We start from the raw sequence: 16410 nt of genomic DNA on the forward strand, positions 1-16410 counted from the left end.
TACATGCAGGGCCGAGAGACTGGTAGAGACAGGGTATGACGTCCCAACTCCAAGCCCTCCGGCCCGTACCCAGCCCGCATCTGCGCCCTGATGACACGCGCACCCTGCTCATGCGGTTGTGGCGAACCCAGATCAGCCGTTATCCCGCCCGGATAGTAACCGTTTTTGTATTTACGGTGCTTATGGCGGTGTTAACGGCGCTGTACCCGCTGGTTATCCAGCGCGCGCTGGATATGTTTGCCACGCGTGACCCGCGTATTCTGTCTCAGGTTCCGTTGCTGGTGGTGGCAATTACAATGGGAAAGGCTCTGGCCCAGTACGGGCAGACACTGGCAACCCACGGGCTGGTGCTATTGGTGATCCGTGGCTTGCAGGGGCAGATGTTTGACCACCTGATTCAGACCGACATCGCGCATGTGGAGCGGGAGGCTCCGGCCAAGCTGGCAGCAAGGTTTACAACGGATGCCGTCATTATCCGCGATGCCATGATCCGCGCCGTAAGCGGCATAGGGGACGTGGTTACGGTTGTGGGGCTGATTATCTCCATGGTGTACATGGACTGGGAACTCAGCCTGATAGCAGCAGTGCTGTACCCCATAGCGGCCGTTCCCGTCCAGCGGCTGGGTAAACGGGTACGCCGCGCTTCCAGCGGCATGCAGGAACGGGTGGGGGAAACGGCTGCCTTTTTAACCGAAAGCTTTGCGCAGGCGCGTACGGTGCGTGTTTACAGGCTGGAGGAAAGCGAGGGCGCACGGGCGGCTCTGTCGTTCAACCATCTGTATCAGGCCATGCTGCGGATTACCCGTGGCCGCGCAAGGGTGGAGCCCATGCTGGAAACGCTGGGTGGTGTGGCCGTGGCCGCAGTGCTGGGTTTTGCTGGCTGGCGGGCCACCATGGGCGGGGCGACACTGGGGGATTTTTCCGGCTTTGTGGCGGCTTTGCTGCTGGCCTCGCGCCCGCTGCGTGCCCTTGGCTCGCTTAATGCCGCCCTGCAGGAAGGGCTGGCCGGGCTGGTGCGCATATTTGCCGTGGTGGATGAGCCACCAGCCGTGACCGACAGCCCGCAGGCCCGCCCGCTCCCCGCTGGTGGCGGGCACCTTGTGTTTGAGAACGTCCGGTTTGTTTATGCCGATGGCCGCGTGGGCCTTGAGCATTTAAGTTTTGATGCCCGGCCGGGTAGCACGGTTGCACTGGTCGGGTCCTCGGGGGCAGGTAAGTCCACCGCACTTTCCCTTGTGCCCCGCCTGCATGATGTTTGTGGTGGTCGTATCCTGCTGGATGGGGTGGACCTGCGGGATGTGCAACTGGAAAGCCTGCGGAACAGCATGGCGTATGTCAGCCAGGACCCGTTACTGTTTGACCTGTCTGTGCGTGACAATATCCTCATCGGTCGGCCCGGAGCTTCCGATGCGGAGGTCGCCGCTGCTGCACAGGCTGCGGCGGCGGAGCAGTTTATTCAGGCCCTGCCCAACGGGTATGATACGGTGGTCGGCCCGGGTGGGCAGCGCCTGTCGGGCGGGCAGCGGCAGCGCGTGGCGCTTGCACGGGCCTTGCTGCGCAACCCCCGTCTGCTTTTGCTGGATGAGGCCACGAGTGCTCTGGATAGCGAGAACGAAGCGCTGGTGCAGGATGCGCTGGTCACGCTGCGCAAGGGGCGTACAACGCTTATTGTGGCCCATCGCCTGTCTACCGTGCGCTCGGCGGACATGGTGGTGGTCATGAAGGATGGGTGCGCCGTGGAGTGCGGCACGCATGATGATCTGATGCGGCAGGATGGGCTATATGCCCGTCTGGTGAGAACACAGGGGCTGGACCGCTAGAAAACTGCTGGCGGTTTTGCTGGCATAAACGCAAATTATGGGCATGGGGGTCTATGTGGCGCTTGATGCAGGGATATGAACGTGGCACATACTGACCGAACTGGTCGGTCAGAGCATCTGACCGCAAAAATGCCGCGCAGGATGTGTGAGAGAGGGCAAGGAACAGAATGGCCGACGACCATAACGAGCAGTCTTTATCATCTCCCCCTGCGCCGGAGCAGAATGGTGCTGCGGATCAGCCATCGGCCGATAAGCCGCAGGCCAAAAAGAGCAGCCGGGGCAAGGTTATTCTTTCCGGCGTGATTGGCTGTCTGGTTGTGGCAGGCGGGCTCTACTGGTTCATGACCCGTAATGAGGTGGAAACGGACGACGCCTTTACCGCAGGGCGCTCCATTATCATTGCGCCGCATGTGGGTGGCTACGTGACCGAACTGCTGGTGAACGATAACCAGTTTGTGCGCAAAGGCCAGATTCTGGCCCGCATTGACCCGCGTGACTGGGTGGCGGAAAAAGACAAGGCCGCAGCGCAACTGGCCAATGCGCAGGCCGCCGCACAGGCGAGCGATATGATGCACCGCGTGGCGCTGCTGGAATTCCCCGGCAGGCTGTTGCAGGCGCAGGGCCAGCTGGCCGATGCCAAGGCTCAGCTTTTCAGGGCGGAAACAGACTACCGCCGCCAGCATGGTGTGGAACGTGCCGCAACGTCCCAGCAGGATATAGATTACGCCAAGGCTGCGCTGGAGGCAGCACAGGCACGGGTCATGGCATCCGAAGGTGCGGTGCAGATGGCCCAGCCCGTCCAGCCGAATATCGAAAACGCGGCAGTGCAGATTTCGCAGCAGGAAGCGCAGGTCAGGGCCGCGCAGGCCAGTCTGGTTTCCGCCGCGCTGAACGTGGAATGGACCGTTATCCGTGCCCCGCATGATGGCTGGATTTCCCAGCGTAACATCGAGCAGGGCAACTACGTCCGTCAGGGCCAGAGCCTGTTTGCCATTGTGGAACCCGAAGTCTGGGTTGTCGCCAACTACAAGGAAACGCAGATTACCAGAATGCGTCCCGGCCAGAAGGTGGACATCCGGGTGGATGCCTACCCCGGCCTTAAGCTGCACGGGCATATTGATTCGCTGCAAAAGGGCACGGGGGCGACCTTTAGCGCCTTCCCGCCCGAAAATGCGACCGGCAACTACGTCAAGATCGTGCAGCGTGTGCCTGTTAAAATCCTGATTGATGATGGTCTGAACCCCGATCAACCGCTGGCTCTTGGCCTGTCTGTTGAGCCCACTGTGCATGTAGATACGCAGGGCCATTCCGATGCTCCTCCGTCCGCTGCACCTTCCAGCGCAGGCGTGGGTAACGGCGGGCAGGCCGCTCCATGACCGCACAGGCAGGGGCTGTGTCGGCTGGGTGGAAGCCAAAGCATAATCCATGGACCGTTGCGTTTGTGGTGACCATGGCAGCGTTCATGGAGATTCTGGACACCACCATTGTCAACGTGTCCCTGCCGCATATCGCGGGTAGTCTTTCCAGCACGTATGATGATTCAACGTGGACGCTCACAGCCTATCTGGTGGCCAATGGCATTGTGCTCACCATTTCTGGCTGGTTGGGAAAAGTGTTTGGTCGCAAACGCTATTTTCTTATCTGTATTGTCATGTTCACGGTCTCGTCCTTCCTGTGTGGCATGGCGACCAGTCTGGGTGAGCTGGTTGTGTTCCGGCTTATGCAGGGGTTTTTTGGTGGCGGGCTACAGCCCAACCAGCAATCCATTATTCTGGATAGCTTCCCCCCCGCCAAACGCGCGGCAGCCTTTGGGCTGACCGCCATTGCCGCGGTTGTGGGGCCGGTTATCGGCCCGACCCTTGGGGGGTGGATTACCGATAACTTCTCATGGCGGTGGATCTTTTTCATCAACGTGCCATTCGGATTTCTGACCACCGTGGGGGTTATGACGGTGGTGGAAGACCCTCCATGGGCGCAAAAGCAGAAGGCCCCGGTAGATGTTATTGGCATCAGCCTGATTACTCTGGGCTTTAGCTGCCTTGAGATCATGGTGGACCGCGGGGAGGACGCGGACTGGTTTGGCTCAACCTTTATCCGCATGATGGGTGTTCTGGCTTTTCTGGGCCTGACAGGTGCCGTTTTCTGGCTGTTGCGTACCGATAAACCCGCTGTGGACCTGCGTGTTTTCAGGGATCGCAATTTTGCCGTGGGTACGGCTCTTATGGGCGCCATGGGGGCTTTGCTCTATGCTTCAGCCATTGTGGTGCCGCAGTTTGCCCAGCAGGTTATGGGGTACACGGCAACCTTGTCCGGGCTGCTGCTTTCCCCCGGTGGTATTGCCGTTATCGTGCTTATTCCCGTGGTGGGTAAGCTGATGACGTTGACCAGCGTGCGCAACGTGATTGCCATAGGCTTTACGCTTATGGGGGTATCCCTGTTCTATTCCGCCCAGTTGCTGCCATTGCTGGATTTCAAACACCTCATGCTGTACCGCATGAGCCAGACGGCGTGCCTGGCTTTTCTGTTTGTGCCGCTTTCCACCATTGCGTATTCCACTATTCCCGAACGGCTGAACCCTGACGCTTCGGCCCTGTTCAGCATGGCGCGTAACGTACTGGGGTCTTTGGCTATTTCTGGTGCCACAGCCATGCTGACCGAGCGCAAACAGGCGCATCAGTCCTATATGGTGGATTGGATGACGCCGTTTCATCAGCCGTTCAATGCGTATCAGGAACAGGTAAGACAGGCAGCCATAGGGCGTGGCGTGCCAGAAGGACTGGCCGATACCGTGGCGCAGCACACGCTGTTTCAGGAATTTTCGCGTCAGGTGGCCATGTTGTCCTATAATGAGGTCTTCATGATTCTGGGTATTGGCGCATTTCTGTGTGTGCCGCTCTGCTTTCTGCTTTCCCCCATCAGAGGTGATGGAAAAGCCAGAGGCGCTCACTAACGCGCATCCCGCGTAAGGCCAGTATTAAAAAAGCCATTGGTCAGGGATGTTTGCTCCCGGACCAATGGCTTTTTGTTGCTGGGTCGCTCTGCTGTCGTGCGTTGCGGTGCCGCGAAGGTACGGAGCCTGTGGTTCAGCCTGCCACAGCGTGGTGGGCAAAGTCCCTGACCAGTTGTTCGTAAATCGGTTTTTTAAAACCGGCGGAACAGTCGGGCAAAGTCTGCAGGTCGATCCACATCCACGCATCAAATTCGGCAGGCAGGTGGCTGTCCAGCTGAATGTCGGCTTCGGTGCCGGTAAAGCGCAGGGCAAACCATTTCTGGGTCTGACCTCGGTAGCGCCCGCCAAAGGCATGGCCAATCAGCGCTGCTGGCAGATCATACGCAATCCATTCGGGGTGTTCGGCCAGAATATGGACGTGGCTTGTACCAAGTTCTTCCCCCACTTCACGCAGGACAGCGGTGCGGGGGTCTTCCCCTTCGTCTATCCCGCCCTGCGGGCATTGCCATGTCCCCTGCGAAAGGGGGCCGCCTGCACCGGGCATGTCGGTCCTGCGGGCAATAAGCACGCGGCCTTCGGCATTAAAAATCAGCGCCCCTACATTAGGGCGGTAGGGCAGGGTGTTTGGGTCAACAGGCATTAGTGGCTGCCTCCCATCATGCGGGGGGCCGGGTTGGTCAGGTTGACATGCATCTGTCCATTGCTGGCAGGCTGGGGCAGGCTGGCCGGGTCGGTGGGCTGGATCAACTGGCTGACGGGCACCAGCGTTATGCCCACATCCCTGAGGTGGGGCAGCCACGCCCGCAGGCAGGCCAGAGCAACGGGGCGCAGGGGGCCAAGCACACCAATGGCACGCCCGTTCTGGCGGGCAAGCTGCTGGAGTTTGAGCAACTGGATGTCGATATTCACAATATCTTCGTCAGTGTTGATGCTCACATCCGCCGTGCCGACTGCGTTGCTGCTTTCGATACGGGTATCGGGGCTTGCGTTCAGGTAAAGCAGCCCGCGCTGGTCCAGAGCTGAGAGAATGGACTTGAACCCGCTGGAATTGGGGAACCCGCCACCATTCTGCCCGTCAAAAGCATTGGTGACCCCCACATACCCTGCCAGATGGGACAAAGACCAGTTCAGGTTTTCCATGTTCTGCTGGGCAGAAAGCAGAACACCCAGTGCTTTGGGGCCTTCGCTGTCGGCGGAGGTCTCCTTGCCCGCAGTGCCCGTTTTTGCCGCATCTCCCTGCATGGGGAGGGAGAGCAGAAGTTCATGCTGGTGCTGGCGGGCTGCCTCCATAATGGCATCCGGGTCCGCCACATAAGGGGAGACGGCGAGCGATACCTGACCGGGCAGGGCGGCAATGGCCTCTTTTGTCAGGTCTTCAGACTGGCCAACACCATCCACCAGCAGGGCCACCATTGGCGCACCGGGGGGCACGTCCACGGTGGGGGCTGCGTAAATCTGCCGTGGCAGGGCGCCATGTGGCCCGCGCTTGGGCAGGGGGAAGCCACCCGGTCCAACGGTCTTGTCCAGTAGCCCCGCCTGCGGAGAGGGAATGTTGACAAGGTGGGCATCAGTGCCGGTTTTATTGCCCGGTTCCGTCATGGCATCAATATCGTCCCCACCGGCAATCAGGTGAGGTGGTCCCATCATCTGGAGAGCCAGAGCCAAGGCAGCCGTTGCAGCAAAAGCCCCGCCCCAGAAGCGGATGAACAGCCGGCCATTGGCTGGCAGTTGCTGCCATAGGGAAGGTGTCTGCATGACCACTGCCTTGTACCTGCTACGCGTTAGTTATGGGCTGAACAGTCGGTTTTGGCCGCTGGCTTGACCGGAGGCAGAGATGCCGTGGGGTCGGGGGCTGGCAGGCCAGCCATGGAGCGTACAACACGCAGGCCTTCCTGTAACTGGAAGTCCGTATTGGGCTTGTTGTATTCAAACTCCGGCCAGTTGGCGGGGGGTTGGTCGGGAATGATCCTGGCAATGGCGGGCAGGTCGGTACGGGGCTGCGCCTTGGTCTGGTTGCCCCCCTGATTTTTAAGGATATGCTCCAAATCCGCTTCGCGCAGGCTGAAGGCGGGGTCTTCACGCGTTTCCTTGACCACAATATCAGGTGTAATGCCCAGAGCCTGAATGGAGCGGCCAGAAGGCGTGTAGTAACGCGCTGTGGTCAGGCGTACGGCCCCGTTGCCGGGAATGGGAATAATGGACTGCACGGAGCCCTTGCCAAAGGTACGTGTACCAATAAGCACGGCGCGATGGTGGTCTTGCAATGCGCCGGACACAATTTCTGACGCGGAGGCCGAACCACCGTTGATCAGCACCACCATGGGCAGGTCGTCCGTAATATCCGTACCATGCGCATCCCAGCGCTGGCTGTCCTTGGCATGGCGTGCGCGGGTGGAGACAATCTCGCCCGAGCGGATGAAGCTGGAGGATACCTCTACCGCCTGATCAAGCAGGCCACCGGGGTCATTCCGCAGGTCCAGCACCAGACCGCCCAGCTTGCCACCAGCCTGCTGCTTGAGGGTGTTGTAGCCCTTGAGCAGTTCTTTTTCCGTGGTTTCATTAAATTGGGCGATGCGCAGGTAGCCAATCCGGTCATACAGAGCAGATTTGACCACGTCGATATGAATGATCTCACGCGTCAGGGTGACTGTAATGGGCTTGGGTGTTTTTTCGCGCACAAGGGTCAGGGTAATTTTGGTATCGGCCTTGCCGCGCATTTTTTTAACCGCTTCATCCAGCGGCGTGCCGTCTATGGTGTGGCCATCCACGGCAATAATGTAGTCGCCCGGCTTGATCCCTGCGCGAAAGCCCGGTGTGCCATCAATGGGGGATACAACGCGGATGTGGCCGTCCTGCTGCTGGAGTTCCAGCCCAAGGCCGCCAAATTCGCCTTTCATCTGCACCATCATGTCATCATACTGTTTCTGGGTCATGTATGAGCTATGGGGGTCCAGACCGCTGAGCATGCCGTTCAGGGCGTTGGTGATCAGGTCCCGGTCGGAAACAGGCTCAACATAGTCCGCCCGCACAAGATCCAGCACCGTGCCAAACAGGGTCAGCAGGCGGTAGGTTTCCGCATGGTTGGTGGTGGGGGAGGCGTCCGGGGTGGTGCTTTCCGCCTGAGCTGGTGTGCTCAGGAACCCAGCGCCATTGTGGTATCCGGGGTGAAAAGTCAGGGCAAGGCCGGTCATGGCTGCGGCGCCGAGCATCAGACCTGTGCGGAACTTCATGCGATCTTGTCTCCTGTCGCAGGGCTTTGCCCGTGCGCTTGTTCTTCCTGTCTTTTCAAATGCGCGCACCAACCAGGGTCGGGTGCGTTGCGCGCCGTGCCGGAGCATGGCGGCATATTGCGCAAGACTAGCGTGTTCCGCAACAGAGGGAAACAGCCTGAGCGCGCAACCCGCCTCTCTCTTTACAGAAACGGAGCGGGGTTGACGGTTTTTTGTCCGTTACGCAACTGAATGAAAAGTGTGGCGGAACTGCCTGCTGTACTCATGTGTCCCACGGGTGCGCCTTTTGTCAAACTCTGCGCTGTGTCCACGCTCAGGTCGGAAAGTCCTGCCAGAACAAAGCGGTAATGTCGCCCGCAGTTTAAAATAACCATCTGCCCGTAGCTGCGGAACGCCCCGGCAAAGTCCACACTGCCAGAACAGGGGGCACGCACGCTTGCACCCGGCGGGGTGCGGTAGGTCATGCCGGTTGTGGGGCCGGAATCGCTGGCGACCCCCCAGCCCGAAACCAGTTTGCCTGCGACAGGCTGTGCCCCCGTACCCGTGCTGCGTTCAGCCAGACCCGGCCCCTCGTTCTGGCTGAGTGTGGCTTCCTGCTGGCGGGCGGTCCGTGCCCGCTCGGTCTGATGGGCCTGCTCGGCAGTGGCAATTTCGCGCTGCAGGGCGGCACGGGCGGTTTCTTCCAGAGCATCCAGCCGGGCAATCGCATCCTGCAGGCTGGAGGCGCGCTGGGTTGCGGCAAGCAGTTGCTGCGCAGTATTCTGGGCCAGTTTGTTGGCTTGCTGCTGGGTTATGCGGGCACGGGCCGCCTGCTGGCGTACGGTATCACGCTGCTGGCGCTGGTTCTGCTTTAGCCCTGCAAGGGTCGCATACTGGGTGGAAAGGTCCGCATCCACGGCACTCAGGCGCGCCTGCTGGGCCCGCATGCCCTGTGCCTGTACCTCCATCTGGCGTGACAACCCCCGCAGGATCAAAAACCCGGTTACGGCCTCCCCCTGTGGTACAGGGGCTGCGAGCAGGGTATCGGACGGGTAAAGGGATAAGCGTTCAGCCAGTGGCAGAATGGGAGCAAGGGCCTGCGCGCTGGTGCGCAGGGCGTTTTGCAGGCCACGCTGCTCATTCCGGATTGTGTTAATGCGTTCGCTCAGGTCGGATATCTGCTGTTCCGTATCATGCAACTGGCTGGTTGCGGCAACGGTTGCCGCAGACAGGGCGAGTGCCTGATTTCTGGCCTGCATGGCTGCTGCCTGTGCGGCTTCGTTTTTAAGACGGGAAGCCTCTATGGCCGCGGCCTGCCGTTTTTTTTCCTGCTCCATGGCCATATGCTGCGCGCGCGCGGCTTCTACCGCCGCCTGCGCCTGCAAAACGGAATGTCCCATCTTGCCGTGGGCTGGTGCGCGCGCATCGGACGACGTATCCGGGGCTGGTGCGCCCTGTTGGCTGGCGTGCTTTTTTTTGTGCGCGCTGGTGGTCCCTGCCTGCCGGGCGTGGTGTGTGTGCTCTGTCCCCCAGACTGCCTGTAGGGGGCAGAACAGGCCCACCCCCAGCAGCAATGCTGCCCCGACCAGTGTGCCACCTGTTCTGGCAGAAGGGCCTGTGGCGTAAAAATATGGCCCGGGAGTGCTCATTCAGTGCGCAAGCAGGGACTGGCCTGTCATTTCGGCGGGTTTGGGCAGGTTGAGGGCATCAAGCAGGGTAGGGGCCAGATCAGCCAGTTTGCCACCATCATGCAGTTTTGTTGCGCTGGCGCCTGCAACAATAAAGGGCACAAGGTTAAGCGTATGGGCGGTGTGCGGGCCGCCTGTCTGCGGGTCTTTCATGGTTTCGCAGTTGCCGTGGTCGGCCGTTACCAGCAGGATACCGTGTTCTTCCTCCAGCGCGCGGGCAATGCGGCCCAGCCCGGTATCCACAGCTTCCACGGCGGTAATGGCCGCGGCCAGTACGCCGGTATGGCCTACCATGTCCGGGTTGGCAAAGTTGAGCACGATCAGGTCGTATTCCCGGCTTTTAATGGCCGCTACGGCCTTGTCGGTCAGTTCCGGGGCCGACATTTCGGGTTGCAGGTCGTAGGTGGCCACTTTAGGGGAGGGCACCAGAATACGGTCTTCGCCTTCAAACAGTTTTTCGCGGCCACCATTCATGAAATAGGTGACATGGGGGTATTTTTCCGTCTCCGCCATACGGAGCTGGCGGAGCCCTGCCTGCGCGACCACCTCGCCCAGCAGGTTGGTCAGTTCTTCCGGCGGGAACAGAACGGTCATGCGCTCTGCCAGAGCATCGCTGTAATGGGTCATGGCCAGAGCTGCGGCAAAATGCACGGTTCTGCTGCGGGCAAAGCCTGCAAAATCCGGCTCCAGCAGCGTATCCATCAACTGGCGGATGCGATCTGCCCGGAAGTTGAAAGACAGGATCCCATCCCCATCCTGCATGCCCGCATAGCCTGCCAGCACGGTGGGGAGAATGAACTCGTCCGATACATCCTGCGCATAGGCCGCATCCACAACCTCTTCTGGCGTATTGGCCTGCGGGCCGGTTGCGCTGACCAGAGCGTTATAGGCTTTTTCCACCCGGTCCCAGCGTTTGTCGCGGTCCATGGCGTAATAGCGGCCCGATATGGTGGCAAGCTGCACACTGGCAGGCAAAGCCGCGCGGAGCTGTTGCAGGTATGTTTGTGCCGAACGGGGGGCTGTATCGCGGCCATCGGTAAACAGATGCAGGGCCACGGGTACGCCTGCGTCACTGACAATGCGGGCAAGGGCTGCGGCGTGGTCCTGATGCGAATGAACCCCGCCGGTGGAGATCAGCCCCATAAGGTGGCAGGTGCCACCGGTTTTTTTGAGCGTGGCAATAAAATCGGTCAAAACCGGATTGCGCGCCAAGGACCCGTCCTCAATGGCGGTAAAAATACGCGGCAGTTCCTGCATGACCACCCGGCCTGCGCCAATATTGAGGTGCCCGACTTCCGAATTGCCCATCTGCCCCGCAGGTAGGCCCACGTCCTCTCCGCTTGTGCGCAGGAAGCTGTGCGGGTTGGCCTGCCACAACTGGTCAAAGTTGGGTGTTCTGGCCAGATGCACCGCGTTGTCTGACGGGTCTTCACGCCAGCCGAACCCGTCAAGAATGACCAGCATGGCTGTGCGCTTGGGAGGCTGAGGGATGGAGGACATGGTGTTGGACCTCATTTTTATGTTTTTTTGGTTCTGCGTGAATAATGCCACCAAAACGCGGGGAAGATAAAGAGGTCGCGCAGCAGGGCGGACGGGTGGATACAAAAACGGGGTGGTGGAACGGCCTCCACCACCCCGTTCAGGGTTTATTCCAAAGTGCCATCCGGCCTTCAGGCCCTGCGTACGATGTAGGTGCGTTCCAGTGCTTTGGTAATAAGGGCTGCGTGTTCGGGGTCACGCGCTTCTATCATCACCTCAAGCTGGGCGGCCTGCACGGAGGGGGCGGCAAAAAGCCTCTGGTGCGAGACTTCTATAATATTGCCGCCAGCTTCCCCGATGGTTTTGGAAATATCGGCCAGCACGCCGGGGCGGTCGGGAATTTCCATAACCAGCCGCAGGATGCGCCCGTCGCGCAGCATGGCGCGCAGGAGGGTATTGGCCAGAATACGGCTGTCAATGTTTCCGCCAGAGATGGGAAGAGCCACCTTTTTACCCCGGAACAGGTCGGGGTAGGTCAGCACGGCAGCAAGAGCCGCGGCTCCGGCCCCTTCGCTCACCTGTTTTGCTCCTTCGGCCAGCAGGGTAATGGCGTTTTCAATCGCGCATTCGGAAACAACCAGAACCTTGTCCACCTGCTTGCGAATGATCACATCCGTCTGCTTGCCAATCTGGAGTACGGCAATGCCTTCGGCAATGGTGGAACCACCATTGGGGTGTGTCGCCGGGCCGGGGAAAGCCGCAAGGGAATCGTACGATCCAACCTGCACGCCAATCAGCTCCATGTTCGGGCGCAGAGCGCGCGCGGCAATGGAGCAGCCCGCCAGCAGGCCGCCACCCCCGATGGGGGCTACCAGCATGTCCAGTTCGCCTGCATCTTCCAGCAGTTCCAGTGCGCAGGTGCCCTGGCCTGCCATAACGGCGGCATCATCATACGGGTGCACAAAGGTCCGGCCTTCGCGCGCCTGCATGTCCTGTGCAAACATCAGGGCTTCGGCAAAGGTCTCACCTTCCAGAATCACGCGCGCACCCCAGTTGCGGGTCCGTACCACTTTGCCGGTGGGCGTGAACTTGGGCATGACAATCACCGCGTCAATGCCCAGCAGGCTGGCATGGCGGGCCACACCCTGTGCGTGGTTGCCGGCGGATACGGCAATAACACCGCGTGCGCGTTCCTCCGGGGTCAGCAGAGCCAGCTTGTTGGCGGCCCCGCGTTCCTTGAAGGAGCCAACGGCCTGAAGGTTTTCCAGCTTGAGCGTAATATCCGCCCCCGTTGCGCGGGAGAGCGCATGGGAGGGCAGTGTTGGCGTGCGGATAACCTTGCCACGAATGCGCTCGGCCGCGGCGGTGACATCTTCGAAGGAGATCATGTCAGACAAATTTGACGGACAGGATTTCGTAAGTCCGGTCCCCGCCCGGAGCGGGTACGGAAACGGTGTCGCCTTCCTGCTTGCCAATCAGGGATTTGGCGAGCGGGGAGGAGATGGAAATCTTGCTCTGTTTGATGTCCGCCTCGTGCAGACCCACGATCTGGTAAGTGATTTCCTTGTCCGTATCTTCGTCAACAAGGCACACGGTCGCACCGAACTTGATGTGGCTGCCAGACAGGGAAGAGGGCTCGATCACCTCGGCGGTGGAGATCAGTTCTTCCAGTTCCTGAATACGCCCTTCAATAAAGGACTGGCGCTCGCGCGCGGCATGGTATTCAGCGTTTTCCGAAAGGTCGCCATGGCTGCGGGCTTCCGCAATGGCGCGGATAACAGCTGGGCGTTCTTCTGATCTCAGCTTGCGCAGCTCGTCTTCAAGCTGAAGCAGACCCTTGCCCGTCATTGGAGTTTTCTGCAAGACGTGTCCCCAGAATAAAAGCTGCCGGGCCAGCAGGCCCGGCGCAGTAGTTACACAATAATCGCGTCGGGTGACGCCTCACACTCGTGGGGTTTGGCCCGGCATGGAACGGATGGGGCAGCCCTAAAGGCGACCCCATGCGCTCAGAACGAACCGCTAAAGTATGACTGAAGTGGCGCAACATCAAGCGGTCCTTCACGCATTGCCGCAATCGCATGGATTGCCGCACGTGCGCCCGCCATGGTGGTGTAGTGCGGAATGCCCAGAACAAGGGCCGAGCGGCGGATGTCAAAACTGTCTGCCACCGACTGCGCACCCTGTGCCGTGTTGATGACCATCTGCACATCACCGGAGCGAATGGCATCCACGCAGTGCGGGCGGCCTTCAAGCACCTTGTTGACCACGCTGACCTCGATCCCGGACTCACGCAGCTTGCGCGCCGTGCCCCGTGTGGCCACGATCTTGAAGCCCATGGACGCCAGCAGACGGCCAAGTGGGGGCAGTTGGGGCTTGTCGCTTTCCCGCACGGACAGGAACACCGTGCCGCTCATGGGCAGGCGCACGCCAGCCCCAAGCTGGGATTTGGCAAAGGCGCGCTCGAACGAGGTATCCAGCCCCATGACTTCACCCGTGGAGCGCATTTCCGGCCCAAGGATGGTGTCCACTTCCGCAAAGCGGTTGAAGGGGAACACCGCTTCCTTGACGGCCACATGCGGCACTACGGCGCGGTCGTCCAGATTAAAGGTGTTCAGCTTGCTGCCTGCCATAACCCGTGCGCCAATCTTGGCGACCGGCACACCCGTTGCCTTGGCCACAAACGGTACGGTGCGCGATGCGCGAGGATTGACCTCGAGCACAAATATCTCCTGATCCTTGATGGCGTACTGGACGTTCATCAGCCCCACAATGCCAAGCTCGCGGGCCATGGCTTCGGTCTGGGCCTTGAGCTCGGTCACAATGGCGGGGGAAAGGGTGTAGGGCGGCAGGGCGCAGGCGCTGTCACCTGAGTGAATACCCGCTTCCTCAATGTGTTCCATAACACCGGCCACGTACACGTCCGTACCGTCGGCAATGCAGTCCACGTCCGCTTCAATCGCTTCGTTCAGGTAGCGGTCGAGCAGGATCGGGCCGGAGGAAATTTCGTGCCCGGCAACCCGCAGCACGTCACGCATGTAACGCTGGAGGGAGGCGCGGTCATACACGATTTCCATCGCCCGGCCGCCCAGCACGTAGGATGGGCGGACAACCACGGGGTAGCCTACGCGCTCGGCTACGCTTTCGGCCTCTTCGGGGCTGCGGGCAATGCCGTTTTCGGGCTGACGCAGGCCAAGCCTGTGCAGCATGGTCTGGAAGCGCTCGCGGTCTTCCGCACGGTCAATGGCATCTGCTGGCGTGCCCAGCAGCGGAATGCCAGCAGCTTCCAGTGCGCGGGAGAGCTTGAGCGGGGTTTGGCCACCATACTGCACAATGCAGCCCTTGACCGTGCCGTTACGCTGTTCGCAACGGATCAGGGCAATGACGTCCTCGGCGGTCAGGGGTTCAAAATACAGGCGGTCGGAGGTGTCGTAATCGGTGGAGACCGTCTCGGGGTTGCAGTTGACCATAATGGTCTCATACCCGGCCTCACGCAGGGCGTAGGCGGCATGCACACAGCAGTAGTCGAACTCGATACCCTGACCGATACGGTTGGGGCCGCCGCCGAGAATAATGATCTTTTCGCGGTCCGTCGGGTTGGATTCACAGATCGGGGGAGCAAAATGCCCTTCGTAGCTGGAATACATGTAAGGCGTTGCGGAGGCGAACTCACCAGCACAGGTGTCAATCCGGCGGTAAACGGGGGTGACACCCACCTTTGTGCGGAGATGTTCCACTTCTTCAGGCTGCGTGCCCGACAGGCGGGAGAGCTGCACATCGGAAAAGCCCAGGGCTTTGAGGCGGCGCAGGCTCTGCGCATCCTTGGGTAGGCCGTGGTGTTCGACTTCCCGTTCCGCGCGGATGATTTTTTCCATCTCACGCAGGAACCATGGTTCAAACTTGCAGGCTTCGTGAATGGCTTCAACCGACAGGCCGGCCCGCAGCGCCTGTGCCGCCATGAGAATACGCTCCGGCCGCGGCTGGGAGAGCGCTGCACGGAAGGCATCTTCCCCACCATCGCCGGGGGCTTCCACGGGGTCCAGCCCATGCAGCCCGGTTTCCATCGAGCGCAGGCCCTTCTGGAGCGCTTCGGGGAAGGAGCGGCCAATGGCCATGGCTTCCCCAACCGACTTCATGGAGGTGGAGAGCAGGGCCGGTGCGCCGGGGAATTTTTCAAACGTAAAGCGCGGGATCTTGACCACAACATAGTCAATGGTCGGCTCGAAGGAGGCTGGGGTTGTACGCGTGATGTCGTTTTTCAGTTCATCAAGCGTGTAACCCACGGCCAGCTTGGCTGCGACCTTGGCAATGGGGAACCCCGTAGCCTTGGAGGCAAGGGCCGAGGAGCGCGAGACACGGGGGTTCATCTCGATCACCACCATGCGGCCATCGGCGGGGTTTACACCGAACTGCACGTTGGAGCCGCCCGTTTCCACCCCAATGGCGCGCAGGCAGGCCAGAGAGGCATCGCGCATACGCTGGTATTCCTTGTCGGTCAGCGTAAGGGCCGGGGCTACGGTAATGGAGTCACCCGTGTGGATGCCCATGGGGTCGATGTTTTCGATCGAGCAGATGATAATGCAGTTGTCCGCGGTGTCGCGCACAACTTCCATTTCGTACTCTTTCCAGCCCAGAACGGACTCTTCAACCAGCACTTCCGTGGTAGGCGAAGCATCCAGCCCCGAGAGGATGATCCGCTCGAACTCCTCCCGGTTATAGGCAATGCCACCGCCCGAGCCGCCCATGGTAAAGGAGGGACGGATAATGGTGGGGAAGCCTATCTCCTTGAGCGCTTCATGCGCTTCGGCCAGCGTATGGGCAATAAAGCTGCGCGGGCTTTCAATACCAATGGCGTCCATGGCCTCGCGGAACTTCTGGCGGTCTTCCGCACGGTCGATCACGTCGGCCTTGGCACCGATCAGCTCAACATTGTGCTTTTCCAGAAAGCCCGAGGCATGCAGCGCCATGGCCGTGTTCAGGGCCGTCTGCCCGCCCATGGTAGGCAGGACCGCGTCTGGCTTTTCCTTGAGGATAATGCGTTCGACCACTTCTGGCGTAATGGGTTCCACATAGGTGGCGTCCGCAAGGCCGGGGTCGGTCATGATGGTGGCGGGGTTGGAGTTGACCAGAATAACCCGGTACCCTTCTTCCCGCAGGGCTTTGCAGGCCTGTGCGCCGGAGTAGTCGAATTCGCACGCCTGACCGATAACAATGGGACCGGCGCCGATGATGAGGATGGAGCGGATGTCTGTCCGTTTGGGCATGAT

General features: G+C 60.4%; 11 protein-coding genes. 3 read left to right on the forward strand and 8 right to left on the reverse strand.

The features are described 5' to 3' along the window. The first annotated feature begins 35 nt into the window (after window positions 1-35). The 3 genes from AB2L51_RS00320 (at window position 36) to AB2L51_RS00330 (ending at window position 4770) form a co-directional block, all read left to right on the forward strand. Window positions 36-1820, forward strand: coding sequence for an ABC transporter ATP-binding protein (locus AB2L51_RS00320; protein ID WP_395580626.1), 1785 nt, complete (start codon window positions 36-38; stop codon window positions 1818-1820). 167 nt (window positions 1821-1987) lie between these two features. Next, window positions 1988-3196: an HlyD family secretion protein gene (locus AB2L51_RS00325; RefSeq protein WP_395580627.1), complete on the forward strand. Its 1209-nt coding sequence runs from the start codon at window positions 1988-1990 to the stop codon at window positions 3194-3196. Beyond that, window positions 3193-4770 (forward strand): DHA2 family efflux MFS transporter permease subunit, encoded by a 1578-nt coding sequence (locus AB2L51_RS00330; protein ID WP_395580628.1) that lies wholly within the window; start codon window positions 3193-3195, stop codon window positions 4768-4770. The genes AB2L51_RS00325 and AB2L51_RS00330 overlap by 4 nt, the downstream gene beginning before the upstream one ends. A gap of 133 nt (window positions 4771-4903) precedes the next feature. Here the strand turns inward: AB2L51_RS00330 and AB2L51_RS00335 are convergent, their stop codons facing one another. The 8 genes from AB2L51_RS00335 to carB form a co-directional block, all read right to left on the reverse strand. Further along, window positions 4904-5410 carry an RNA pyrophosphohydrolase gene (locus tag AB2L51_RS00335; RefSeq protein ID WP_395580629.1) on the reverse strand — a complete coding sequence of 169 codons (507 nt, stop codon included), beginning with the start codon at window positions 5408-5410 and terminating at the stop codon, window positions 4904-4906. Further along, entirely contained in the window at window positions 5410-6525 is a 1116-nt protein-coding gene (locus AB2L51_RS00340; protein WP_395580630.1) for a divergent polysaccharide deacetylase family protein, read from the reverse strand. The genes AB2L51_RS00335 and AB2L51_RS00340 overlap by 1 nt, the downstream gene beginning before the upstream one ends. Window positions 6526-6551: 26 nt before the next feature. Then, window positions 6552-8000 (reverse strand): S41 family peptidase, encoded by a 1449-nt coding sequence (locus tag AB2L51_RS00345; protein WP_395580631.1) that lies wholly within the window; start codon window positions 7998-8000, stop codon window positions 6552-6554. A gap of 182 nt (window positions 8001-8182) precedes the next feature. Beyond that, window positions 8183-9628 (reverse strand): murein hydrolase activator EnvC family protein, encoded by a 1446-nt coding sequence (locus AB2L51_RS00350; protein WP_395580632.1) that lies wholly within the window; start codon window positions 9626-9628, stop codon window positions 8183-8185. Further along, the gene (gpmI, locus tag AB2L51_RS00355; RefSeq protein ID WP_395580633.1) at window positions 9629-11167 is read right to left on the reverse strand and encodes a 2,3-bisphosphoglycerate-independent phosphoglycerate mutase; all 1539 of its coding nucleotides are present in this window, start codon (window positions 11165-11167) and stop codon (window positions 9629-9631) included. A 170-nt stretch (window positions 11168-11337) separates the two neighbouring features. Next, window positions 11338-12534: a threonine ammonia-lyase gene (locus AB2L51_RS00360; protein WP_395580634.1), complete on the reverse strand. Its 1197-nt coding sequence runs from the start codon at window positions 12532-12534 to the stop codon at window positions 11338-11340. Window position 12535: 1 nt separating this feature from the next. Next, window positions 12536-13009 (reverse strand): transcription elongation factor GreA, encoded by a 474-nt coding sequence (gene greA / locus AB2L51_RS00365; RefSeq protein WP_166110389.1) that lies wholly within the window; start codon window positions 13007-13009, stop codon window positions 12536-12538. Between the two features lie 143 nt (window positions 13010-13152). After that, window positions 13153-16407: a carbamoyl-phosphate synthase large subunit gene (gene carB, locus AB2L51_RS00370; protein WP_395580635.1), complete on the reverse strand. Its 3255-nt coding sequence runs from the start codon at window positions 16405-16407 to the stop codon at window positions 13153-13155. Between the last annotated feature and the right edge of the window lie 3 nt (window positions 16408-16410).

The sequence above is a fragment of the Acetobacter fabarum genome, assembly GCF_040702925.2.
In the GTDB taxonomy this organism is placed as follows: Bacteria; Pseudomonadota; Alphaproteobacteria; order Acetobacterales; family Acetobacteraceae; genus Acetobacter; species Acetobacter fabarum_B.